23 protein-coding genes and 1 pseudogene are annotated in these 22903 nt (G+C 71.0%); 11 read left to right on the top strand and 13 right to left on the bottom strand.

Annotated features, from left to right (window positions below):
- Positions 1 to 4: 4 nt before the first annotated feature.
- Both EDF46_RS15435 and EDF46_RS15430 read left to right on the top strand, forming a co-directional pair.
- Positions 5 to 982 carry a diacylglycerol kinase family protein gene (locus EDF46_RS15435; protein ID WP_123507214.1) on the top strand — a complete coding sequence of 326 codons (978 nt, stop codon included), beginning with the start codon at positions 5 to 7 and terminating at the stop codon, positions 980 to 982.
- A gap of 81 nt (positions 983 to 1063) precedes the next feature.
- Positions 1064 to 1321, top strand: a complete 258-nt coding sequence (locus EDF46_RS15430; protein WP_123507213.1) for a DUF6458 family protein — start codon at positions 1064 to 1066, stop codon at positions 1319 to 1321.
- A 67-nt stretch (positions 1322 to 1388) separates the two neighbouring features.
- Here EDF46_RS15430 and EDF46_RS15425 read toward each other — a convergent pair whose 3' ends face one another.
- From EDF46_RS15425 to EDF46_RS15415, 3 genes are all read right to left on the bottom strand, one after another.
- A complete protein-coding gene (locus EDF46_RS15425; RefSeq protein ID WP_123507212.1) occupies positions 1389 to 1625 on the bottom strand; it encodes a hypothetical protein in 237 nt (78 codons plus the stop codon).
- 3 nt (positions 1626 to 1628) lie between these two features.
- The gene (locus EDF46_RS15420; protein ID WP_123507211.1) at positions 1629 to 1835 is read right to left on the bottom strand and encodes a hypothetical protein; all 207 of its coding nucleotides are present in this window, start codon (positions 1833 to 1835) and stop codon (positions 1629 to 1631) included.
- A gap of 78 nt (positions 1836 to 1913) precedes the next feature.
- A complete protein-coding gene (locus EDF46_RS15415) occupies positions 1914 to 2666 on the bottom strand; it encodes an SDR family NAD(P)-dependent oxidoreductase (RefSeq protein ID WP_123507210.1) in 753 nt (250 codons plus the stop codon).
- A gap of 84 nt (positions 2667 to 2750) precedes the next feature.
- Here EDF46_RS15415 and EDF46_RS15410 point away from each other — a divergent pair, with 84 nt between their 5' ends.
- The 3 genes and pseudogenes from EDF46_RS15410 to EDF46_RS18960 form a co-directional block, all read left to right on the top strand.
- Complete coding sequence (locus EDF46_RS15410; RefSeq protein WP_123507209.1) at positions 2751 to 3395, top strand: TetR/AcrR family transcriptional regulator; 645 nt, start codon at positions 2751 to 2753, stop codon at positions 3393 to 3395.
- Between the two features lie 142 nt (positions 3396 to 3537).
- Complete coding sequence (locus EDF46_RS15405; protein ID WP_123507208.1) at positions 3538 to 4488, top strand: manganese catalase family protein; 951 nt, start codon at positions 3538 to 3540, stop codon at positions 4486 to 4488.
- 44 nt (positions 4489 to 4532) lie between these two features.
- Positions 4533 to 4913 (top strand): annotated as a pseudogene (locus tag EDF46_RS18960) (NAD(P)-binding domain-containing protein); the annotation flags it as partial.
- A 486-nt stretch (positions 4914 to 5399) separates the two neighbouring features.
- Here the strand turns inward: EDF46_RS18960 and EDF46_RS18775 are convergent.
- Complete coding sequence (locus EDF46_RS18775) at positions 5400 to 5606, bottom strand: hypothetical protein (RefSeq protein ID WP_233580068.1); 207 nt, start codon at positions 5604 to 5606, stop codon at positions 5400 to 5402.
- A gap of 231 nt (positions 5607 to 5837) precedes the next feature.
- Positions 5838 to 6212: a DUF4267 domain-containing protein gene (locus tag EDF46_RS15395; RefSeq protein ID WP_123507206.1), complete on the bottom strand. Its 375-nt coding sequence runs from the start codon at positions 6210 to 6212 to the stop codon at positions 5838 to 5840.
- A gap of 118 nt (positions 6213 to 6330) precedes the next feature.
- On the opposite strand from EDF46_RS15395, the gene EDF46_RS15390 reads away from it, so the two are divergent.
- From EDF46_RS15390 to EDF46_RS15380, 3 genes are all read left to right on the top strand, one after another.
- Positions 6331 to 6900 carry a TetR/AcrR family transcriptional regulator gene (locus EDF46_RS15390; protein ID WP_123507534.1) on the top strand — a complete coding sequence of 190 codons (570 nt, stop codon included), beginning with the start codon at positions 6331 to 6333 and terminating at the stop codon, positions 6898 to 6900.
- Between the two features lie 137 nt (positions 6901 to 7037).
- The gene (locus tag EDF46_RS15385) at positions 7038 to 7697 is read left to right on the top strand and encodes a Pr6Pr family membrane protein (RefSeq protein ID WP_123507205.1); all 660 of its coding nucleotides are present in this window, start codon (positions 7038 to 7040) and stop codon (positions 7695 to 7697) included.
- A 111-nt stretch (positions 7698 to 7808) separates the two neighbouring features.
- Entirely contained in the window at positions 7809 to 9095 is a 1287-nt protein-coding gene (locus tag EDF46_RS15380; protein WP_123507204.1) for an MFS transporter, read from the top strand.
- A gap of 159 nt (positions 9096 to 9254) precedes the next feature.
- Here the strand turns inward: EDF46_RS15380 and EDF46_RS15375 are convergent, their stop codons facing one another.
- Positions 9255 to 10496, bottom strand: coding sequence for a polysaccharide pyruvyl transferase family protein (locus EDF46_RS15375; protein WP_123507203.1), 1242 nt, complete (start codon positions 10494 to 10496; stop codon positions 9255 to 9257).
- Between the two features lie 152 nt (positions 10497 to 10648).
- Between EDF46_RS15375 and EDF46_RS15370 the strand changes: the two genes are divergently transcribed.
- Together EDF46_RS15370 and EDF46_RS15365 are read left to right on the top strand one after the other, a co-directional pair.
- Positions 10649 to 12820, top strand: a complete 2172-nt coding sequence (locus EDF46_RS15370; protein WP_199738298.1) for a glycosyltransferase — start codon at positions 10649 to 10651, stop codon at positions 12818 to 12820.
- Positions 12817 to 14145 carry a glycosyltransferase gene (locus tag EDF46_RS15365; RefSeq protein WP_123507201.1) on the top strand — a complete coding sequence of 443 codons (1329 nt, stop codon included), beginning with the start codon at positions 12817 to 12819 and terminating at the stop codon, positions 14143 to 14145. The genes EDF46_RS15370 and EDF46_RS15365 overlap by 4 nt, the downstream gene beginning before the upstream one ends.
- Here EDF46_RS15365 and EDF46_RS15360 read toward each other — a convergent pair.
- Positions 14055 to 14744 (bottom strand): galactosyltransferase-related protein, encoded by a 690-nt coding sequence (locus EDF46_RS15360; protein WP_123507200.1) that lies wholly within the window; start codon positions 14742 to 14744, stop codon positions 14055 to 14057. The two genes, EDF46_RS15365 and EDF46_RS15360, sit on opposite strands and share 91 nt — an antisense overlap.
- Positions 14745 to 14998: 254 nt before the next feature.
- On the opposite strand from EDF46_RS15360, the gene EDF46_RS15355 reads away from it, so the two are divergent.
- Complete coding sequence (locus tag EDF46_RS15355) at positions 14999 to 16192, top strand: MalY/PatB family protein (RefSeq protein WP_123507199.1); 1194 nt, start codon at positions 14999 to 15001, stop codon at positions 16190 to 16192.
- Between the two features lie 195 nt (positions 16193 to 16387).
- Here EDF46_RS15355 and EDF46_RS15350 read toward each other — a convergent pair whose 3' ends face one another.
- From EDF46_RS15350 to EDF46_RS15325, 6 genes are all read right to left on the bottom strand, one after another.
- Positions 16388 to 17047, bottom strand: coding sequence for a methionine ABC transporter permease (locus EDF46_RS15350; protein ID WP_123507198.1), 660 nt, complete (start codon positions 17045 to 17047; stop codon positions 16388 to 16390).
- On the bottom strand, positions 17047 to 18078 hold the full coding sequence (locus EDF46_RS15345; RefSeq protein WP_123507197.1) for a methionine ABC transporter ATP-binding protein: 1032 nt from the start codon (positions 18076 to 18078) through the stop codon (positions 17047 to 17049). The genes EDF46_RS15350 and EDF46_RS15345 overlap by 1 nt, the downstream gene beginning before the upstream one ends.
- On the bottom strand, positions 18078 to 19034 hold the full coding sequence (locus EDF46_RS15340) for a MetQ/NlpA family ABC transporter substrate-binding protein (RefSeq protein ID WP_123507196.1): 957 nt from the start codon (positions 19032 to 19034) through the stop codon (positions 18078 to 18080). Before EDF46_RS15340 ends, EDF46_RS15345 begins: the two co-directional genes overlap by 1 nt.
- A gap of 167 nt (positions 19035 to 19201) precedes the next feature.
- Positions 19202 to 20515 carry a 6-phospho-beta-glucosidase gene (locus tag EDF46_RS15335; protein WP_123507195.1) on the bottom strand — a complete coding sequence of 438 codons (1314 nt, stop codon included), beginning with the start codon at positions 20513 to 20515 and terminating at the stop codon, positions 19202 to 19204.
- Between the two features lie 93 nt (positions 20516 to 20608).
- A complete protein-coding gene (locus EDF46_RS15330; protein WP_123507194.1) occupies positions 20609 to 22249 on the bottom strand; it encodes an MDR family MFS transporter in 1641 nt (546 codons plus the stop codon).
- Positions 22246 to 22896 carry a TetR/AcrR family transcriptional regulator gene (locus EDF46_RS15325; protein ID WP_123507193.1) on the bottom strand — a complete coding sequence of 217 codons (651 nt, stop codon included), beginning with the start codon at positions 22894 to 22896 and terminating at the stop codon, positions 22246 to 22248. Before EDF46_RS15325 ends, EDF46_RS15330 begins: the two co-directional genes overlap by 4 nt.
- Between the last annotated feature and the right edge of the window lie 7 nt (positions 22897 to 22903).

Raw genomic sequence — 22903 nt, 5'->3', positions numbered from 1 at the left:
GCGCATGACGACCCCTCCCTCCGCCCCTGCCCGTCAGGCCGCGGTCGTGTACAACCCGATCAAGATCGACGTCGAGGCCGTTCGGCAGGCCGTCGCCGTCGCCGAGAAGGAAGCCGGCTGGCCGAGCACGCTCTGGTTCGAGACCTCCGAGGAGGACGCCGGCCAGGGCCCTGCAGCCGAGGCGCTCGCCGCAGGAGCCACGATGATCATCGCGGCCGGGGGAGACGGGACGGTGCGCGCCGTGGCCGAGGGCATGCACGACTCGTCGGCCTCGCTGGCGCTTCTGCCGTCCGGCACCGGCAACCTCCTGGCCCGCAACCTCAAGCTGACCCTCGAAGATCTCGACAACGCTCTCCACACTGCATTCGCCGGCGACGACCGCGCCATCGACCTGGGCCTGATCGACATCCGGCGCGACGACGACAGCGTCACCAAGCACGTCTACGTGGTGATGGCAGGTCTCGGCGTCGACGCGCGGATGCTCGCCAACACCGACGCCGACCTCAAGAAGAGGGTGGGGTGGCTCGCGTACGCCAAAGCCCTCGTCACCACTCTGCGGGAGAAGAACCACCTCGAGTTCCGCTACAGCTTCGACGGCAAGCCCGCCCGCACCATGCGCGCGAACACGATCATCATCGGCAACTGCGGAGCCCTCCCCGCGAACATCCTCCTGCTGCCGGACGCCGCCATCGACGACGGGGTGTTCGACATCCTGCTCCTGCGACCGGAGAGCTTCCTCGGGTGGCTGCAGATCCTGTACAAGGTGTTCTGGGAGAACGGCGTGGTCCGGCGACTGCCGTTCGCCGACAAGCTCAAGGGCCGGGAAGACGAGGCGCTCCGCTACGTCAAGGCCAAGTCGGTCACGGTGAAGCTCCGCGGGCCCGAAGACATCGAGATCGACGGCGACGAGTTCGGCAAGGCGGTCGGCTTCCGGACGACGGTCAAGCCGGGCGGCCTGACGGTGCGCGTGCCGCGCGACTGAAAGCGGCCTCGCACCCGGCGCCCGCGGTGCTCTGCCGCTACGCTTCACAAGCCACACACACGGACGACGAAAGGACTGACCATGAGTATCGGCGGAGGCATCTTCCTGCTCGTCATCGGCGCCATCCTGGCGTTTGCCCTCAACTTCCAGGTCGCGGGCGTCGACATTCACCTGATCGGCTACATCCTCATGGCCGCCGGTGCGTTCGGCGTGATCCTCGGCATCGTGTTGGCGACCCGCCGCCGTCGCGTCGTGTCGACCTCGCGAACGGGCGTCGACTCCGTCTCGGGCGAGCGGGTCACGCGGCGCAGCACGGAAGACGACGGCCCGCTCGTCTGAGCGTGGACGTCGATGGGGGCTCACAAGTGGTGGGCCGCCATCGACGCTCGCCTGGCCGGCTGGCAGCTCAGGCGAAGTCGCCCGCCGCGATCATCTCGGCGAACTTGCGCACGTCGGGGCCCGGCTCGTAGTCGATGAAGCGTGTCTTGAGACGCTCGTTGAGCGACTGGAATGCGGCCTCCCAGCCGTCTCCGGCATAGTCGCGCGCGACGTCGGCTACGGCATCGCGAAGAACGCCATCGGCATCCGAGAGGATCTTGCCGCGAGCTTCGTCGTTCCAGCGGACCGAGTCCAGGTCGGCCATCGCCTACTCCGCCCCGAGCGCCGGATCGTCGGTGCTCTCCGGGTCGACCTTCGTCTCTTCCATCCGGTCGCGCAGGTGGTCGGCCATCGCCCCGGCGCCCTCGTCGCCGTGGTCGTTGTCGACCTGCTCGATCAGCCCGGCGAGCTTCTCGTCGTTCGTCGCGTCGTCGCTGCCGTCCATGAGGGGCGTGGTCTGGTCGTCGGTGCTCATAGACGGGACGCTACGCGCCGCCCGGCCGTCGCGCCGGAACTCCCAGCCGCTCGGCCGCGAGCTCCGGCGCCCCGAGTCTCAGACGGCGAGACGCCCGCCGTCGACGGGCAGGATCACGCCGTGGATGTTCGATGCCGCCGCCGAGGCGAGGAAGACGATGCCCGCGGCCACCTCGGCGGGCGTGCTCGGCCGGCCGGCGGGCGTGGTCGCGGCGAGCGCGTCGAGGCTCTCACCCATGACCTCGGTCCCCTCGGTGCGCGTCGGGCCGGGGCTGACGGCGTTGACGCGGACGCCCGAGGCCCCGAACTCGGCCGCCCACGCCTTCGTCAGCAGCTGGAGCGCCGCCTTCGACGAGCCGTAGAGAGACATGCCGCTCATGCCGAACGCGGCCACCATCGTCGTCACGTTGACGATCGCGCCGTGACCTCGCTCGGCCATCCCGGGGGCGAGCGCCCCGACCAGCGTGAAGGGCGCTCGGACGTTGACCGCCATGACGGAGTCGAACATCTCGGTGTCGGCGTCGGCCGTGGCGCCGAAGGGAAAGAGGCCGGCGTTGTTGACGAGGACGTCGACGCGTCCGCCCCCGATGCGGAGCGCCTCCGCGGCGAGGTGCGTCACCGCGGCGGCGTCGGCGAGATCGACCGCCACGAAGTCGGCAGCGCCACCGGCTGCGACGATCGCATCGACGGTCGCGGCGCCTCGCTCGGCGCTGCGGCCGGTCACGACGACGTGGGCCCCGCCTGCGCCGAGCTGGAGCGCGACCTCGCGGCCGATCCCGCTGGTGCCGCCGGTCACGAGGGCAGTGAGCCCGGAGAAGTCGATGTTCGTCATGAGGAGCCTTTCGATTGGAGTGATTGCTCCAAAAATTGGCGCCAAAAAATGGAATGTCAACTCTAAAAGCGGTAGTCTCCGACCATGTCCCTCACTACCGATGCTCCGCTCGCCTCCGTCGGCGGCCGCCCACTCACGGCGAAAGGGCGAGCCACTCGGCAGCGCATCGTCGAGACCGCGTCGCGGCTGATGCTCGAGGTCGGCGTCGAGCGCGCGACGATCGACGACATCCAGCGGGTGGCGGGCGTCAACGCGTCCCAGCTCTACCACTACTTCGTCGACAAGAACGCGCTGATCCTGGCGGTCATCGATCACCAGACCGAGACGGTGCTCGACATCCACCGCTCTCGCTTGACCCGGGTCGAGAGCTTCGACGGTCTCGTCGCCTGGCGCGACATGATCATCGACGTGCTCCAGGCGCAGCAGTGCGTCGGCGGCTGCCCCATCGGCAGCCTGGCAAGCGACCTCGTCGAGACGAACCTCGACGCGCGGACCGCCCTCCAGGCGTCGTTCGCCGCCTGGGAGGAGCTGCTCCACTCGGGGCTGGCGACCATGCGCGTCCGGGGCCTCCTCCCGGCCGACCTCGATCTCGACCGAGCAGCGCTCGCTCTGCTGGCCGCGGTCCAGGGCGGACTCCTCCTGAGTCAGACGCGCCGCGACACCATAGCCCTCGAGGCGGCTCTGGATGCTGCCATCGACCACCTGCGGTCCCTCTCGCCGGCCCGGTGACTTCGGCCCGTCGATCGGCTCCCGCCGCGGAGGTTCTACGCAGGGCAGGCACCCGTGGCAAGCCCCCGCCCTCAGTCGCCCCGGCCGTGTAGGCAGGGCAGAGAGCGGCGGCACCTCGCCTCCGGTCGAGAAGGGGTCGACCATGTACTTCCACGCCCAGACCTGGATCAACGAGATCGCCGACGGCGAGCCGGATCCTGCCGCCGCCAATGCACTTCAAGAGGGGCTCGGCGGTCAGTTCGGCGAGATGCGCACGATGATGCAGTACCTCTTCCAGGCCATGAACTTCCGGGGCGCGGCGGCCAAGCCGTATCGCGACCTGATCCAGGGTGTCGGCACGGAGGAGATCAGCCACGTCGAGCTGATCGGCACCACGATCTCTCACCTGCTCGACGGATCGCCCGAGTACACGGGCAAGATCACCGACCCGCTCGACAAGCCGGGTGCCGGCGGCGCGACGCCGCTGAGCATGGCTCTCGACACCGGCAACATCCACCACTACCTCGTCGGCGCGCAGGGCGCCCTGCCGGTGGACTCGGCGGGCAACCCCTGGTCGGGCAGCTACGTCTACAACTCCGGCAACCTCCCCCTCGACCTCCTCTACAACGTGATGCTCGAGTCGACCGGCCGTCTGCAGAAGTGCCGCATCTACGAGATGACCGACAACCCGACGGCCAGAGGGACGCTCGCCTACCTGATCGTCCGCGACCAGGCGCACGAGAACGCCTACGCCAAGGCCCTCGAGACTCTCGGGGTCGACTGGAAGACCCTGCTGCCGATTCCGAAGACGAACGCGGAGCGGTTCCCGGAGGTCAAGAAGCTCGTCGATCTAGGTCTTCAGAGCAAGCAGTACAGCTTCGATCTCGATGGGAAGTCGGAGGCCGGACGCATCTTCCAGGGCACCTCGCCGTCGAAGGACGGCACGGACCTGACGGCCACGGAGCAGGCCCCGACCGGCGTGCCGTCCGTCATCTCGCCGGAGCGCCTCGAGGAGTTCTCGCCGGGCCTCGACAAGGACCTCCTCGCGCTCATTCAGGAGACCGCCGAGCGCGAGCTCGCCGAGGTCGAGGCGTTCTACGGTCCGGTGAAGTAATCGCGCGTCCTCTCGGGAGGATCGGCGTGCTCGGGGTCGGAGCGATGGGGCTTCCCCTCGCCCGATCCCTGGCGGCCGGCGGTGCCGACGTGCGTGTGCTCGACATCGACGTAGCTCGACGCCACGCGGCCAGGGAGCAGGGACTGGCAGTCGCGATCTCGCTCGAGGACCTCGTCCATCACAGCGACACGCTCCTGACCGTCCTGCCCGGATCAGCGGAGGCAGCCTCTCTGATCGACGAGGGCGCGTTCGCAGCGCTCCTCCGTCCCGGCATGCTCTGGATCGAGCTCACGACGGCTGCGCCGGATGTCGTGAGCCGCGAGGCCGAGACATCCCGCAGGCGGGGCGTGGAGTTCGCGGCGGCAGCCCTGCGCGGATCGCCCGCCGACGCGCGCTCGGGTCGTATCGCTTTCTGGGCGGCAGGATCCGCAACCGCCATGGCCCTCGCCACGCCGGTTCTCACGGCGCTCGGCGGATCCTGCGCCGTGACCGTCGTGGGTCACGACCCCGCGCATGCGCTCGTCGTGAAGCTGCTCGGCAACCTGCTGTGGTTCGGGCAGGTCGTGGCCACCACCGAAGTGCTGCTGCTGGGCAGGTCGCTCGGGCTGGAGCCGCAGCGTCTCGTCCCTATCCTCCGCGACGGCCCGGGGCGAGTGCGTATCTGGCGGAGCACGTCGACGCGCTCCTCGAAGGCGACTACCTCGACTCGTTCCGTGTCGACCGGGTCGTCGAGGAGCTCGAGATCCTCCGCGACAGTGCGTCGGCGGCCGCCACGCCGTTCGAGTTGTCCGCGCTCGTGCTCGCGATCCACCAAGAGGCACGCCGGCGGCTCGGCGCGGGGTTCGGCGAGCTGGCCGCCGCCCGACTCCTCGAAGACGAGTCGGGAGCGACGCTGGCGTCCGGCGGGCGTGCTACGAGCCGATCTCCCGGCGCAGCTCCGTCAGGCGGTCGGCCGCCGTCGACGACGTGATGTCGCCTCGGTCGAGAGCCTCGACGATCCCGAAGACGCGGAGTCGGAACCGCGCGCGCTCCATGAACGAGACCTCGGGGGAGGAGTCGAGCTTCGCGAGGATGTCGAGTCGCGCCGAGATGACATCCGCCTTGAGCGTGGTCTGCACGGGGTAGCCTCCTTGAACGTCAGGACGCTTGCGAGGCTGCCGGGCCGCCTGCAACGGTGCAGTCGGGGCGATCGTTCGTCAGAGAACGAGGCTGACTCGGCAAGGTCAGGGCCGAATACCTGGAGGATACGCCGCCTTCCTGGGGAGGGATCAAAGTAGGGCAGAAGTACCCTCAGTGCCCGAGCTGGCCGGCTCGGACGCCGAGCCGGGTGACGGGCTCAGCAGGATCGGTCATGCGGCGATCAGCAGCAGCACGGCGTCGGCGAGAACGAGAACGGCCGTCGACACGTGGATGCCGAAGGCGGTGGCTCGCGTGCCGCCGTTCCGCAGGACGATCACGGCGTCGGCGACGGGGATCAGCGTGAAGACGAGCATGAAGAGGCCGAGAGCGTGCGTCTGGCCGGTGAGCACGAGCACGAGGCCGAGGATCCCGATGCACGTGTCGCGAACGCCCTTGACGCTGAAGTACGCGGGATCGCCCGCCTGGCGCGCGGCCACGCCGTAGCCCGCGGCGGCGACGCGTGGAGCCACGAGGAAACGGACGCCGATGGCGCCGATCGCAAGGCTGATGACGATGGCGATGCCGAAGGCGACGGTGGTGAGCATTGGGGGGTCTCCAGAGGTAAGAGGTTTGGGATTAGCGACGCTAACCGTAGCAATGCTAACCCCGAGCAGCCGCAGCCACAACTCGGCGCTCGAATATCTAGCGGTGCTAATGTCGGGTGTGACCATCGACGACCGCCGCCAGCGGGACCGCACCGCACAGCGCCTCCTGATCACCTTGACAGCTCGCACCATCGCCGAGCGCGAAGGCTGGGCGGCTGTCACCACGCGTCGCCTGTCGACCGAGATCGAATACAGCCAGCCGGTCATCTACAAGCACTTCTCCTCGCTCGACGACCTGGTCGAGGCCGTGGCCCTCGACGGGTTCGACGAGCTCGCGGCCGCCCTCGAGTCAGCGCGCAGCGACTCTGCGGCCGACGTCCAGCTCGCCGCCGTAGCCCTCGCCTACCTCGACTACGCGGCGGAGCATCCAGCCCTCTACGACGCCATGTTCACGCGGTCGACGAGTCTGCGGTTCGGCACCGACGAGACGCCCCCGCCGCTCGCGGCGGCCTATGCGCAGCTGCGGGCTGCCATCGACTCGGTCTCCGACCCGCGCGACCCCGAGACGCTCACCGAGGTGCTCTGGTCGGCGCTGCACGGCCTCGTCGCTCTGAGCCGGGCCGGACGCCTCCGCGCCGGGCGCGAGGCGGAGCGCGTCGAGCTCCTGGCGCGGTCGCTCCAGCCGTAGGCCGCGCCCCCGGACCAGGGCGCCGAACCACGGTGCCACGAGCTCCGCTCGTCGCCGGCGTCGGGCATGCCCGGGCTCCGCTTCCTCGGCCCGAAGAGCGCGGCCATCCCCTGGCGAGGCGCGGCTACTGTGGGCGCATGACGAACTCCGGCGCGCCCAGCCCCGTGAACACCGCCGCCGTCGCGGTCCGCCTTCTTCTCGCGGCCGCGTCGGTCGCCGGCGTCATCACGCAGCTGGTGATCGCGGTGAGGAGCGACTTTGGCCTCGTCAACTTCTTCAGCTACTTCACCACGCTCGGCAATATCTTCGCGAGCGTCGTCTTCGTCGTCGGGGCCGTGCGGATCCTGCGCGGGATTCCGAGCACCCCGACGTGGGAGACCGTGCGCGGAGCCTCGGTCGTCTACATGGCCTTCGTCGGAATCGTCTTCAACACGCTGCTCCGCGACGCCGACCTCGGCGACCTGACGCCGTGGGTCAACGTGGTGCACCACATGCTCATGCCGCTGGTCGTCGTGCTCGACTGGCTGCTGCTGCCGCCGCGGCACCGCGTCGCGCTCCGCACGGCCCTGTCGTGGGTCGCCGTGCCGGTCGTCTACACGGCCTATTCGGTCGTGCGCGGCGCCATCGTCGGCTTCTACTGCTACCCGTTCTTCAACCCGGGCGCGGTCGGCGGCTACGGCGGCGTCGCCCTCTACTGCGTCGTGCTGCTGATCGCGTTCGTCGCGCTCGCCCTCGTGGTGCGGGCGATCGGCAATGCCCTCCACAGGCGCGCCTCGGCGGCGACCGCCACGGCCTAGGGCAAACCGGGCGCAGGAACTGCCCCACCCCCGTCGACAGCGCCTCGCCGGGGCAGTATGTTGGCGACGGCAACATACCCCGCCGACCGATGCCGACTGACGCAGGACCCCATGCACGAACTCGAGCCCACGCTCCCCGACCTCCGCGAAGGCGGCCCGCGTCGCTTCGCCGCGCTCCGCAACCGCGACTCGCGCCCGTACCTCTTCACGTCGGGCCTGTCGATGATGGCCGACAACACCGAGCACGTCATCACGTACTGGGTGCTGTGGCAGACGTTCCACTCGCCGGCGCTGGTGGGGTTCCAGATCATCAGCCACTGGCTGCCGTTCCTGCTGCTGTCGGTGTGGTCGGGCTCGCTCGCCGAGAAGTACGACTGCCGCAAGATCATCCAGGCCGGGCAGGTGCTGTTCATGCTGGTGTCGATCGGCTGGGGCACGCTCTTCGTGACGCACAGCCTGACGGTGTGGGCCGCCTGCATCCTGCTCGTGCTGCACGGCGTCGCCGGAACCCTCTGGGCCCCCGCCGAGCAGCTCCTGCTGCACGACTTCGTCGAGCGGCGTGACCTCCCGAGCGCCGTCCGCATGAACGCGACCTTCCAGAGCGTCGGGCTCCTGCTCGGCCCGGTGGTCGGCTCGGCGCTCCTGCTCTGGCTGGGGCCGATCGGCGGCATCTACGCCAACGTCCTGATCTACCTGCCGATGACGATCCTGATGATCCGGACGAAGTTCACCGGGCATATCCGCGACGCGGCCGACCTCGAGAAGGCCCCGCGGGTCACGCTGCGCGACACCCTGCTCGTGCTGGGGCGGATCCGCTCGAACCACCTGATCATCGCGATGATCGTCATCTCCGGGCTGATGGCCATCACCATCGGCAACGCGCTGCCCTCGTCGATGCCGGTCTTCGCCGAGCGGCTCGGCGCCGGATCGTCGGGCGACCTCACCTACGGCTCGCTGCTGTTCGCGATGGGCATCGGCGGCGTGGTGGGCGGGTTCCTGCTCGAGGCCACCGGCGTCGCCAAGCCGAACCTCCGCACCGCCGTCGTGGCGACGATCGTCTTCGGCGGGGCCATCGCGGCGTTCGCGCTCACCGGCAGCTTCGTGCTGGCTCTGATCGCCCTCGTCGTGGCCGGCGTCGGCGAGATCGCGTCGATGTCGACGGCGCAGAGCGTCGTGCAGCTGGAGGCCCCGTCCGCCGAGCGCGGGCGCACCCTCGGCGTTTACGGGATGTTCGCGTCGGGCCTCCGCACCGGCGGCGGGGTCACACTCGGCGTGGCCGGAGCCACCGTCGGGGTCGTGCCCGCGATCGGGATCCTCGCCGGCATCCTCGTCGTCGGCGCCGTCGTGGCCGCCGTCTATGCGGCGCGTCAGCGCCAGCGCCCCGTCCTCCCCACCTGACGCGCGTCCCCCTCCTCCCGCCCCTGCCCCCGCCCCCCTCCCCGCGTCCCGCCCCCGCCCCCCGCCCCCCTTCAGGCCGGTGAGGAGTCGCTGGTTGCTCGGCACGGGCGTCAGCGCCAGCAACGAGCGACCCCTCAGCGGCTGATTGCGGCGTAAGAGTCAGCGGCCGGCGAGGGCGCGTGCCACCGAGTCCCACCACGCGACGGAGGCGGCGCGGACGGACTCGATCCGCGCGGCCCAGGCGGCGCGGATGGAGTCGCGGGTCTGCCAGACCTCGACGGCCCGATCGGCGGCGCTGCCGTCGATGACATCGGACGCCCGGACGACGCCGGTCTGGCCGAAGTTGCCGAGGGCCCCGGTGAGCTTGACGGTCGTGTAGTCGTCGACGGCGATGCCGATCGTGGGGACGCCGGCGGCGACCGCGAAGACGGCCGGGTGGTACCGGCTGGAGACGCTGAGGGAGGCTCCGCGGGCGAAGCGGGCGGCGGCTGCGCTGTCGGTGGTCCGCTCGATCCTGCTGGGGCGGGTCATCCGGTCGATGACCCGCCGGTGCGCGAGCGAGTCTCCCCGCTCGTCGCCGCCGCCGAGGGCGCTGAAGTGCGCGAAGAACACGATCTCGAGCCCGGTCTCGTCGGCGATGCGGTCGAGCAGGCGGGCCATCCCGGCGGCGAAGGCGTCCCGGTCGGAGTCGCCGACGTGCGCTGCGAGGGTGACCGAGCAGTACGGAGGTGCCGCGACGGCATCGTCGTCGCCGTCGTCGCCGTCGCCGTCGGCGAGGAAGCTGGCGTCGTCGATGGTCGCCACGACGCCCGGGCCGCTCACGCCCAGGTCGTGGACGAGCGCGAGGGAGGCCCGCTCGCGCAGCCCGACGAGTCGCGCAGAGCCGAGCAGCTCGGCGACGAGCCGCCGGTCGTCTCCGACCAGCTCCGGGCCGATCGTCTGCCCGCTGACGACGAAGGGCTTGGCGAAGACGCGGGCCAGAGCGGCCAGCGTGGCCCGCTCGAAGATGTGCATCGGCCAGATCGACGCCATGTTGCCGCCACCCGAGACGGCGACGGCATCGGCGGAGCGCACGGCGTCGATGACCTCCCACGCCGGGTCGCCGTCCGAGAGCGCCGCGGCGTCGCCGGAGGCCGCCTCGATCACGCGCCGCATCCGCTCCTCCTGCAGGGGGCGGACGTCCGCGCCGCTCGCCGCGAACGACGCCGGGTGGAAGCCGATCGACGGCACCGCCGAGACGCCGTAGCGGCTCGCGGTCTCAGCGGGGTTCGACGAGAGGGAGAGGATGTCGGTCGCGTCGCGGCGCCGGAGCTGGCTCGCGAACTCCTCGAACATGGCCTCGTCGCCGATGTGGATCATGTCGTCGAGGATTCCGACGTCGCCGAGAAGGACAATGTGCACGAGCGTCTCCGGAAGGGTTGAGCGAAGGGGGCCGTCCGATGCTACTGACTCGACGAGAGGCGGAATGCATCTCGACGGCCTAGAGTTCCGTCGCAGGCTTCGTCATGAGGCGTGTACCCCTGTACCCCGATCCCTTCGAAAGCCGACGCACCATGGGAATCCAGACCTCGCTCGACGCCGTCCGAGAAGCCGACCGCCTGATCGATGCGATGCGGCTCGCCGACGACCTCGCCTTCGAGGCCGGACGCACCGGCGGCGTCCGCACGATCCGCCTCCTGGCCGACGCGATCGGGAGCGACGACCAGCTCACCGCGATCGCCGCGACCCATGCTCTGGCCGAGGTCGTCGACGAGCAGGCCGACGCCCTCCTGTCCGCCCTCCTGTCGAGCGAGCGGGGATTCCTGCGCGAGCACGCCGCGGGTGCCCTGGGCTCGCGTCTCCCGCGGGCGGACACCATCGGGCGCCTCGTCGGGCTCGTGGTCGGCGGCGGATTCGGCGGCATGGTCGCGCAGCGCACCCTCGAGCAGTGGTCGCCGCAGGTGCCCGACCTCGTGGCCGTCGGCCTCGAAGGGGCGCTCCTGGGCGTCCGCGACGTCGCAGCCCGCTACCGGGTGGTCGAGACGCTCGGACTCGTCCGCGGGGCGGTCGCCACCCGGCCTCTCCTCTCCCTTGCCGAAGACGCCCGCGAGGACGAGCGGGTCCGCGTCGCCGCCGTCGCCGCCCTCGGGCAGCGGCGCGGCGACCGTCGCGCGGCGAGGGCCGTCGAGGGACTCTGCGCCGGCGACGGGTTCCTGGCCCAGGTCGCTCGCATGGCGCTGGTCGACCTCGCCGCCGGCGGAGACGACACCGAGCGGAGCGCCGACGGCACGGGTTCTCCGGCATCGGGCCTCACCGTGGCCCAGCTCTTCCTGCACGCCGACATCGACGCCGACCTCACCCAGGCGGGCAGCGGCGACAACGGCGGCATCGCGACCCTGCTCGTCCGCCTGGGCGACGAGCTGGCGCGGACCGAGTCGGTCGACCGCGTGCTCACCCTCTCCCGCGGATCGGTGGCGGGAGCGATCGAGAGCGTCTCCGAGATCGCGGCCTCCGAGTCGGGCCACCACTACGGCCGGATCCCGCTCCTCAGCGAGCCCGTGGCGTCGGCCGACGCGTGGCCCCTGCGCGTCGCGGCTCGACGGGGGATCCGCCGGATCCTGCGCGCCAGCGGCGGGGTCGACGTGCTGCACCTTCGGATGGCCGACGTGGGCAGCCTGGCGGCGGCCGACGTGGCCCGCGAGCTCGACGTGCCCGTCGTCTTCACGGTCGCGCCCGATCCGCACGCGGTCATCCAGTCGCTCGACCTGTCGGGCTCGGTGACGAGAGAGAACTTCGGCGAGGTCGACGAGCGCGAGCACTACTGGTTCCGAAGCCGGCTGGTGCAGGAACTCGCGGCTGACGCCGCCCACACCGTGCTCTTTCCCCGCCCCTCGCTCGAGCGCGACATGCGGGAGCTCGTCGGCATCGACATCACGGCGCACCCCGAGCGCCACACCGTCGTGCCCGAGGGCATCGACCTCGTCGTCGTCGACCGGGCCGTGGCCGAGGCCCGGGCTCACGCCGACGGCGCCGAGGCCAGCATGCCCCTGGCCGAGCTCCGCGAGCTCGTCGGGGAGCTCCCCGAGGCGCGCCGCTCGCTGCCGCTGATCGTGAGCGTCGGACGTCTGCACCGGGTCAAGGGGATGGCCACCATCGTGTCGGCCTGGGCCGAGAGCGACTTGCGTGACCGCGCCAACCTCCTCGTGATCGGCGGCAACCTCGAGGCGCCGAGCGGCGACGAGCGCGAGCAGCTCGCCCTGATGGACGCCGTCGTGCCCGCCGACCGACGCCGTGACGCCGGCCTGATCCTGCCCGGGCACCGCCCCAACGACACCGTCGCCCGCTGGGTGGCCGCCGCGCGCTTCGGCCTGCCCGGTCTCAGCTCCGGCCGCGGCGTCTACGTGTGCGGAAGCCTGAAGGAGGAGTTCGGCATCGCGCTGCTCGAGGCGATGGGGTCGGGCCTGCTCGTCGTGGCTCCCGACGGCGGCGGCCCGGCGACCTACGTCGAGCGCGGCGTCACCGGCTTCCTCACCCAGACGTGGGACGGGGCGCAGCTCGGCGCGGCCGTCGACGGCGCACTGCGCGCCAGCGGCTCCGAGCCCTCGGAGGATCGTGCCGCCCGGTCGCGCCGCACCGTCGAGAAGGACTTCACCATCCAGGCGATGGCGGCGGCACTCGGCTCGGTCTACGGGGGCGTCCACGACGACGAGGCCGCCCTGCGCGACTGGAGCTTCGCGGCACGATGACACTGCTGATCATCAGTCCCGACTACGCGTCGCACCTGCTCCCGCTGGCCACCCTCGGCACGGCCTGGCTCGAGCGGGGCGAGCGCGTCGTCGTCGCCACCGGCAGCGCCACCGCGTCGATCGTCGAGTCGTTCGGGTTCGAGCGGGTCGACCTCGCCCTGGCGCGCGGGTCGAACCCCGGGATCATCCGCGCCGAGGACCAGCCCGAGGGCGAGGACGACTCGCTCCGCGGCTTCTTCGACGCCACCCGCGAGGGGATGGTCGAGACGCTCGCCTACCAGGCGGCGGAGCGGCTGACCGACCTCATGTGGCAGCCCGTCGCGACCGCGCGCGCGGTGCTGCGCGTCGTCGACGAGGTGCAGCCCGACCACATCGTCGTCGATCACCTCGCCTACAGCGCCCGACTGGCACTGACCGCGGGCAGGATCCCGTACGCCGACGTCGTTCTCGGCCATCCGAGCGCGCTGCCCGTCGCCGGCGAGGTCTACGGCTACCCGCCGTCGTGGCCGCGGGCTTTCAGCCCGGACGCCGACGCCCTCCGCGACCTGCGCGACCTGTGCGAGCGGGTCAGCGAGTCGTTCACGGCCGAGTGGAACACGGCGCTCGCCGAGCTCGACCCGCAGGCCCCGCCCAGCGAGTCGGCGTTCTCCGAGCACGGGGAGCTGCTCCTGCTCAACTACCCCGCTGAGCTGCACGACCCGGCGCGCCCGCTTCCGCCCCACGCGTTCCTCGGGTCGTCCGTGCGCGTCGAGCCGCCCGACGCCGAGGTCGAGGAGTGGCTGGCGTTGTCAGACGAGCCGTTCGTCTACGTGAGCTTCGGATCGTTCCTGTCGGTGCGGGCCGACGTGGTCGCGCGCGTCGTCACGGCGTTGAACTCGCTGGGGCTGCGGGCGGCCGTGGCGCTCGGATCGGCTGACCGGGGCGAGCTCGGGGCAGTTCCTGCGACCTGGCTCGTGAGGGAGTTCTTACCTCAGGTGACCCTGCTCGGAAAGGCGGCCGCGGCCGTTACCCACGGCGGCAACAACAGCGTGACCGAAGCGATGACGGCGGGCGTGCCGCTGCTCGTGCTGCCGTTCTCGACCGACCAGTTCGCCGGTGCAGAGGCCATCGAGCGGGCTGGGTTCGGGGTCGCGCTCGCTCCCAACACGGCGACGGCGGGCGAGCTGGAAGACGCGCTGCGCACAGTGCTCGCACTGCCCGCGGACGGGCTGGTGCGGCTGGCGCAGGATCTGCGTCAGAGCCCGGGGCGGACCCGCGCGTTCGACGCGGTCACGTCGAACATGAAGCGGGCCATGGCCTCGGGGTCGCCCGACACGTCGCGGTAGCGCTGCATGCGGGCCGCGTTCGCGTCGTAGTCGGGACCCTCGCGGACCTCGGCGGTGTGGTGCAGGGCGAAGACGCGGCCGACATGGCGCCGCGGGGGCTCGCCGAGGAGCGTCTCGTGCGCGATGTACCAGGCGGCGTCCTCGAAGCCCCAGCCGCGGAATCGCTCGTCCTGGCCGCCGTGGCTCCGCCACGTCTCCGGGGTCGTCACGTAGACGCCCGAGCAGGCCCCGCGGACGAGCTCGAAGTCGCAGTCGGCGAGAGGCGTGCCATCTCGGAACGCGGCGGTGCCCTCGCGCCCCAGCCAGCGGTACTCGTCGTAGGGGAGGTGGACCACACCCGAGGTCGGGGCGGCCGCGATCGCCTCGTGCAGAGGTGCGAGCTCCGGGATCGTGTCGGCGTCGCCGATCACGACCACGTCGCCGTCTGCAACGCCCGCGACGCCCAGGTTGCGGCAGCGGGCGAGCACGAAGACGTCGTCGTCGCTGTCGACCGTGACGACCTCGGCGTCGGGCAGGTTCGCCGCGTACCAGGCGCGGACATCGTCGAACGCGGGGAGACGGGAGGGCTGAGGGCGCCAGGGGAGCACGACGGTGACCATCCGCCGAGCCTACCTGCGCGCAGGCGCGCGCCTGCGCGCCTGCGCGCCTGCGCCTGCGCACCCCCCCGGCCGGTGAGGAGTCGCTGGTTGCTCGGCGCGAGCCTCGCCGCCAGCAACCAGCGACCCCTCACCGGCCGGGAAGGGGGGGGGAGGAGGGGCGAGGGAGGAGGGGCGGGGGAGGGAGGGGGCGCGCGCGTGCGACGCCGCGTGACGCGCGGGTCGCTATTGCGGCGGTGAGGGAGGACGATTGTTTCATGGCCGACCGCATCGACGAGCTGGACCCGACGCAGGACATCCGTGCCGCCCGCACCAGCATCAAGTGGACGCGCTTCGCCCCCGACGTGCTCCCGCTGTTCGTCGCCGAGATGGACTACGGGATCGCCCCCGCCATCGAGGAGGCGCTGATCGCGCGCGTCCGGTCGTCCGACCTCGGCTACCTCGACGGCCCCGGCCCGCTCGCGCCCGCCTTCGCCCGCTTCGCCGTCGACCGCTGGGGCTGGGACGTCGCCCCCGAGCGCGTCCACATCGCCACCGACGTCAGCGTCGGCATCGTCGAGACCCTCCGTGTCGCGCTCCCGGACGGCGGCCGCGTCGCGATCGCGCCTCCCGTCTACCCGCCCTTCTTCGAGCTCGTCGAGGAGGCCCGATGTCAGGTCGAGACCATCCCGCTGCTCGAGAAGTGGGGCGTGTGGAGCCTCGACCTCGCCGGGCTCGAGCAGGCTTTCGCGCAGGGAGTGCGCGTCTTCCTGCTCTGCAACCCGCACAACCCGGTCGGCCTCGTGCACGAGCCCGCGACCCTGAGGGCGCTCGCCGGCCTCGCTGCGAAGTACGACGTGCTCGTGATCAGCGACGAGATCCACGGCCCCCTGACCCACCCCGGCGTCGTCTTCTCGCCGTTCGCGCCGATCGCGGCCTCGGCCGGCGCCCGCTCGGTCGTCGTGACGTCGGCCAGCAAGGGCTGGAACCTCGCCGGCGTGAAGTGCTCCGTCGTCGTCGCCGGTGACGGCCGCTCGGCCGCCCTGCTCGACACGTTCAACGACGAGGTGGCCTGCCGCACGAGCATCCTCGGGCTGCACGCCAACATCGCCGCCTTCTCGACGGCGGTCGACTGGCTCGACGAGGCGATCGCCCGCGTCGTGGCCAACGACCGGCTCCTGAACGCCCTGCTCGCCGAGCAGCTGCCGGGCGTCGTCTACCACCGCCCGCGGGCCGGGTACCTGGCGTGGCTCGACTTCCGCGGCCTCGGCCTGGGCGACGACCCGGCCGTGCCCCTCCGCGAGAACGCCTACGTCGCGCTCAACTCCGGCCTCGGATTCGGCGCCGAGGGCCGGGGCTTCGCCCGCCTCAACCTGGCCTGCTCGCCCGACACCCTGCGCGAGGCCGTGGCGCGCATCGCGTCGGCCTACCCGTCGAGCACGCAGTCGGAGCCGGTCTGGCACGTCGCCTGATCGGGCGGTTGCTGCCGCCTGCCCCGCTGTCGGCACGCGCTGCTTCGGCGGGGGCTGGTCGGATTCGGCGTGTCTCCGGAGACCCGCCCGATCCGACCCGGACCCGCCCACACCGCCGCCTTGACCCACGCCTGCGGCCGCTTCTCACGTCTGGCGCCTGCGGCCGGTTCTAACGACTGGCGCCTGCGGCCGCTTCTAACGCCTCAGCGCCCGACGCGCCAACGCGTTGCCCCCGAACTGGCCGAGCTGCACCAGCACGATGATCGTCGCGACGGTGATGTAGACGACCGGCCAGTTGTAGCGCTGACTGCCGTAGGTGACCGCGAAGTCGCCGAGGCCGCCGCCGCCGATCAGTCCGGCCTGGGCCGACATGTCGACGATGCCGACGAAGATGAAGGTGTAGCCGAGGATGAGCGGGCCGAGCCCCTCGGGGATCAGCACGGTGAAGATGATGCGGATCGGGCCGGCGCCCACGGCCCGGGCCGCCTCGATCACGCCGGGCTCGATGCCGACGAGGCTCTGCTCGACGATGCGCGACACCGCGAAGGCGGCCGCGAGCGACAGCGCGAAGGTGGCCGCGTTCGGGCCGATCGTCGTGCCGACGACCGCCGACGTGAGGGGCGATACGGCGGCGATGAAGATGACGAACGGGATCGGGCGCACGATGTTGACGACGACGTTGAGCACCGTGAAGGTGACCCGGTTGCCGAGCAGGTTGCCCGGCCGCGTCACGTAGAGGCCGATCCCGAGCGCAAGGCCCAGGATCCCGGCGATCAGGATCGAGATGACCACCATGTAGAGCGTCTGCCCGATGGCCGTCACGAACACGTCGATGTTGCTGAGGAAGAAGTCCATCAGCGCTCCTCGTTCCAGTCGATACCGCGGGCGGAAAGCCCGTCGAGGGCGGCGTCGATCGCCGCGTCGTCGCCGGCAAGCTCGTACGTCAGGGCGCCGACGGGCCGCTGCTGCAGCTCGCTGATGCCGCCGAAGATGAGGTCGGCCGTAACGCCGTGCTCCGCGAACGCGGAGGTCACCACCCCGATGAAGCCGGGGATCTCGGCGACCTGCACGGTGGCGATCCGCCCGGGGTGGCTCTGCCGCAGGCGCTCGAGCGTCTCGGGAGAGGGGCGATCCTGCAGGACCGACCGGACGAAGCGCGCCGCGGCCGGCGTGGTCGGCTTCGCGAAGACGTCGTAGACCGGGCCGCTCTCGACGATGCGGCCGCCGTCCATGACCGCCACGCGGTCGGCGATGGCGCGGATGGCGTCCATCTCGTGCGTGATGACGATGATCGTGACGCCGAGGTCGCGGTTGACCCGCTTGAGGAGCGCCAGGACGTCGGCGGTGGTCTCGGGGTCGAGCGCGCTCGTCGCCTCGTCGGCCAGGAGCAGCCGCGGGTTCGTCGCGAGCGCCCGGGCGATGCCGACACGCTGCTTCTGGCCGCCCGAGAGCTGCTCCGGGTAGCTGTGCGCGCGGTCGAGCAGCCCGACGAAGTCGAGAAGCTCGGCGGTGCGGGCGTCGCGCTCCGCCTTGCCGAGGCCGGCGACGCGCAGCGGGTAGGCGACGTTTCCGGCGACGGTGCGCGAGCGGAACAGGTTGAACTGCTGGAAGATCATGCCGATGCCCTGGCGGACCCCGCGGCGGTCGCGCTCGGAGAGGGCGGTGAGTTCCTGCGCCCCGATGAACACCCGGCCGGAGGTCGGGAGCTCGAGCGCGTTCACGAGGCGGACCAGCGTCGACTTGCCGGCTCCGGAGTAGCCGATGACGCCGAGGATCTCGCCGGCTTGGACTTCGAGCGAGACGTCGTCGACCGCGGTGCGCCGCCCGGCGGGGGTGTCGTAGACCTTGCTGACGCCCTCGAGCCGGACGAGCGCTTCGCCAGTCACTACTTCGACGCAGCCTTGGCGTCGGACTCGACGGTGGCGAGCTCCTTCTGCAGGTCGGCGGCGCTCGTCTGGCGGAACACGGCCGTGTCGTTGTTGGCTTCCTGCACGCCCTTCTCGACGCTGGCCGTGTGGTAGAGCTTCGCCAGGTTCAGGTAGAGCTCGTTGTCGGAATCCTTCTTGGCGGCGACGAACACGTTGACGTAGGGCGCGGCACTCGACGACGAGGGGTCGTCCTTGAAGATCGCCTGCTTCGCGGTGAGGCCGGCCTGGGTGGCGAAGTTCTGGTTGACGATCGCCGCGGCGACCGAGCCGCTCTTGAGGGCGCCCGCCGTCTGGTCGGCCGAGAGGGCGGTGACGTCGACCTTGTGAGTCTCGATGTCGGTGACAGTCGAGAAGGCGGTGCCGCCGTCTTTCAGGGTGAGGACGCCGGCAGCCTGGAGCACGAGCAGGCCGCGCGCCTCGTTGACGGCGTCGTTCGGAACGGCGACCTTGGCGTCGGCGGGAAGGTCGGACGCGTCGGTGTACTCGGTCGAGTAGAGCGGCAGCGGGTAGACGGCGGTGGCGCCGATCGGCTGGAGGTCGTCGCCGGTCGTCACGTTGTAGTTGGCCAGGTACTGGATGTGCTGGAACTCGTTGAGGTCGAGCTGCCCCTGCGAGAGCGCGGGATTCGGCTGCGTGTAGTTCGAGAAGTTCACGAGCTTGATCGTGACGTTGTACTTCTCTTTCGCGAGCTTCGAGTAGGTCTTCCAGTACGGCTCGGACCCGTCGGCGACGCCGATCGACACGGTCTTCGCCTCGCCGGCCGTCGACGACGACGGGCGGTTGACGACGATGATGACGACGACGATCGCGATGACGACGATCGCGGCGATGATGCCGATGATCAGCGGGCGGCGGTTGCGCTCGCGGGCCGGGAGCTGCGGGGGCGAGCCGTTCGGGGTGGTGGGGACGGACATGGCGGGCCTCTTTCCGGTGCGGTGAGAATTCGCCGAGCGTCTCGTGGTGACTCGGCGACGTCTCAGGGTGCCCGGGTTCGACACGGCCTGGCCAATCGGGCTGCAACCGGGCGTAACCTGCGCGAAACATCCGTGCTGGGGCGCAGGAACTGGCCGCCCGCCGCCGGCTAGCTGAACAGGCCGGGGGTGTTGCGCTCGTACGCCTCGAGGAGCGAGCCGGCGAGGCGGGTCGACGGGACGAGCGGGTGCAGCGCCAGCGCCGTGAAGGCCAGGCGGCGGTCGCGCTCCAGGGCGGCGCGGATCGTCAGCTGCTCGACGCCCTTCATCTGGAGCATCAGGCCGGCCTCGGTGGGGCCGGGCGCCGTCGTGGCGAGCGGGTGCGCTCCGGCCGCGTCGACCAGGCACGGCACCTCGATCACCGCGTCGGGTGGCAGGGTCGGCAGGACGGTGTCGTTGCGCACGTTCACGATCATCGTCGCCCGCTCGTCGAAGGCGATGGCCCGCATGACGTCGAGCGCGACCCGCTCGTAGCCGCCTCCGTCGAGGCTCGGGCGCTGCTCGTCGTCGGCGCGCGCCTCCTGCATGTAGGTCGCCTCGCGGTCGAGCCGGGTGCGGTGCCAGGCGTCCAACGCGACGAGGGGGTCGGCGGCGACGGTCTCGTAGAACCGGTGCTGCTGCTCGTGCAGGTAGTCGCCGCGGGTGGCGGGCTGCGCGGTGATCGCCGCCACAGCGTCGCGATCGTCGTAGTAGTAGTGCAGGTACTCGTTCGGCAGCGAGCCGAGGGTGCGCAGCCAGTCGACGCCGAAGACGCCTGCCTCCTCGAGGCCGCCCAGGAGCGCCTCGTCGGCGAGGGTCTCGGCGACGAGGTCGCGGCCGTCGACCGTCGCGTGGCGCAGCCAGCCCAGGTGGTTGAGGCCCACGTAGTCGAGGTGGACGCGGGCGGGCTCGACGCCGTGGAGCTCCGCGAGGCGACGGCCCAGGCCGCTCGGGGTGTCGCAGATGCCGATGACGCGGTCGCCGAGAACGGTCTGCATCGCCTCGGTGATCATGCCCGCCGGGTTCGTGAAGTTGATGACGTACGCCGTCGGGCACACCGCCGCCACCCGCTCGGCGACGTGCATGGCGACGGGGATGGTGCGGAGCGCGTAGGCGATTCCGCCGGGGCCGGTGGTCTCCTGGCCGAGCACGCCGAGGTCGAGTGCCGCGTGCTCGTCGGCCGCGCGCCCCGCCGTGCCGCCGACCCGGACGGCCGAGAACACGAAGGAGGCCCCCGCGAGCGCCTCGTCGAGCACGGTCGTCGGCTCGATCCGGATCGGGTGACCGGACGGGCGGATCTGCTCGAGCACGTGGACGATGACCGCCAGGCGCTCGGCCGAGGTGTCGTACAGCGAGACGCTGTCGATGGTCGCGTCGTCGCCGACGAGGGCCGAGAAGACGAGCGGCACGCGGAACCCGCCGCCGCCGAGGATCGCGAGCTTCATGGACGCAGGCTACAGGCGGCGGGCGCGATGCTCGTCGAGCACCTGGCCGACGAGGTCGTGCTCGACGGAGGCGCTCACGCCCGAGGGCACCATCTAAGCGCCCGGCGCCGCCGACTTCGACCCGGCGCGGCGCTCCGCCTCGAGGCGCTCGGCCTCCTCGCCCGAGATGGCCTCCCCGCGCGCGACCATGCCCGAGACGTCTGACAGCGGGATCTCCTTCAGGAACAGCGACAGCACGAACGCGATAGCGACGAGGGGGATCAGGTACCAGAACACCGGGGCCAGCGAGTCGGCGTACGCGGCCACGATGAGGTCGTGGATCGCGGTCGGCAGCTTGTTCAGGGCGGCGGGGTCGAGCGTCGAGGTCGACGACGCCGCGTCGGACGCCGAGGCGCCGGCGCTCGTGAACACGTCGGTGAGCTTCTCGGTCAGTCGGCTCGTGAAGATCGCGCCGAAGACGGCGACGCCCAGGGCCGAGCCGACCTCCCGGAAGTAGTTGTTCGTGCTGGTCGCGGTGCCGACGTCTTTCGCGGGGACCGAGTTCTGCACCACGAGCACGACCACCTGCATGATCGAGCCGAGGCCGGCACCGAAGATGAACAGGAACACGCAGATCAGCCAGATCGGGGTGTCGGCGGTCAGGGTAGTCATCAGGAACATGGTGACGCCGACGAGCACGGTGCCGATGATCGGGAACGCCTTGTAGCGGTTGGTCTTGGCGATGACCTGGCCCGACAGGATCGACATGCCGATGAGGCCGACCATCATGGGCAGCAGCAGGAGGCCGGACGCCGCCGCCGAGGCGCCGGACGCCATCTGCAGGAAGGTCGGAACGAAGGCGAGCGCTGCGAACATGGCGATTCCGAGCACGAAGCCGATGGCCGTCGCGATGACGAAGACGCGGTTCGTGAAGAACGACAGCGGGATGATCGGGTCGTCGGCTCGGTTCTCGACGAGCACGAACAGGGTGCCGGCGACGAGCAGGCCCGCGCCGAAGAGCCAGGTCTCGGGAGCATCCCAGCCGTGCTTGGCGTTGCCGCCGAACTCGGTGAAGAAGATGAGGCAGGCGGTCGTGATCGAGAGCAGCGCGACCCCGCCGACGTCGATCCTGCGGGTCGCCTTCTTGTTCGGCAGCGTCAGGGTGAACCAGGCGATCGCGAACGCCGCGATGCCGACGGGGATGTTGATGTAGAACGCCCAGTTCCAGGTGAGGTGGTCGACGAAGAAGCCGCCGAGCAGGGGTCCGCCGACCGCGGCGAGGCCGAAGATGCCGCCGAGCGGACCGAGGTACTTGCCGCGCTCGGACGCCGGCACGATGTCGGCGATGATCGCCTGCGACAGGATCATCAGGCCGCCGCCTCCCAGGCCCTGGATGGCGCGGAAGACGACGAACATCCAGAAGTCGGTCGAGAAGGCGCAGGCTGCCGATGCGATCGTGAAGATGGCGATGGCGATCAGGAAGAGGTTGCGCCGCCCGAGCACGTCGCCGAACTTGCCGTAGATCGGCATGACGATGGTCGTCGCGAGCAGGTAGGCCGTGGTGATCCAGGCCTGGTTCTCGACGCCGCCGAGCTGGCCGACGATCGTCGGCATGGCCGTCGACACGATCGTCTGGTCGAGGCTCGACAGGAGCATGCCCGCGATGAGCGCGGCGAAGATGATCCAGATGCGGCGCTGCGTGAGCAGCAGCGGGCCGTCGCCGGTCGTGGGGGTGGCGGTCTTCTCGGTCGTCATGTCGTGTGCACCAGGCTTCTCGTCGCTGCGGCTGTGGCAGAGGTCGGGGGAGGGGGAGCGAACAGGGCCCGGGCCGACTCGACCCGCGCGTGCAGGAGGTCGGCGAAGGCGACATCGTCGTCCCCTCGGAGGACGGCCTCGAAGGCGAGGCGCACGAGAGCCTGGAAGGCGACCAGCGCGACCTCGACCTCGACGCGGTCGGGGTGGCCCCGGCGGGCGGTGATGCGGTCGATCAGCAGTTCCTGCTCGGCTCGACCCGACTGGATCATCGCCGTGATCAGCTTCGGCTCGCGCTGCAGGGCGCCGACGAGGTCGTCGAGGTCGGACGCCGTCGGACCCATCGCGGCGAAGTGCTCGACGGCCAGGTCGGTCAGGTCGTCGACTAGCGGTCGCCGTGAGCTCGCATCACGGTCGCGGGCCTCGAGGAAGGCGCCGAGCAGGTCGTCGTCGAAGCTGTTCTCGACGCCGAGCACCGCGGACTCCTTCGTCGGGAAGTAGTTGAAGAAGGTGCGGCGCGAGATGCCGACGCCGTCGCAGAGCTCCTGGACGGTGAAGCCGCTCAGGCCCGACTCGGCGGTGCGGCGGCGCGCCTGCGAGACCAGAGCGGAGCGGACGCGGAGCTGGCGCGCGTCGGGGTCGGAGGTCACCGATGAA

The sequence above is a fragment of the Frondihabitans sp. PhB188 genome, from assembly GCF_003752365.1.
Taxonomy (GTDB): domain Bacteria; phylum Actinomycetota; class Actinomycetes; order Actinomycetales; family Microbacteriaceae; genus Frondihabitans.
This window is presented reverse-complemented; position numbering and strand designations above follow the sequence as displayed.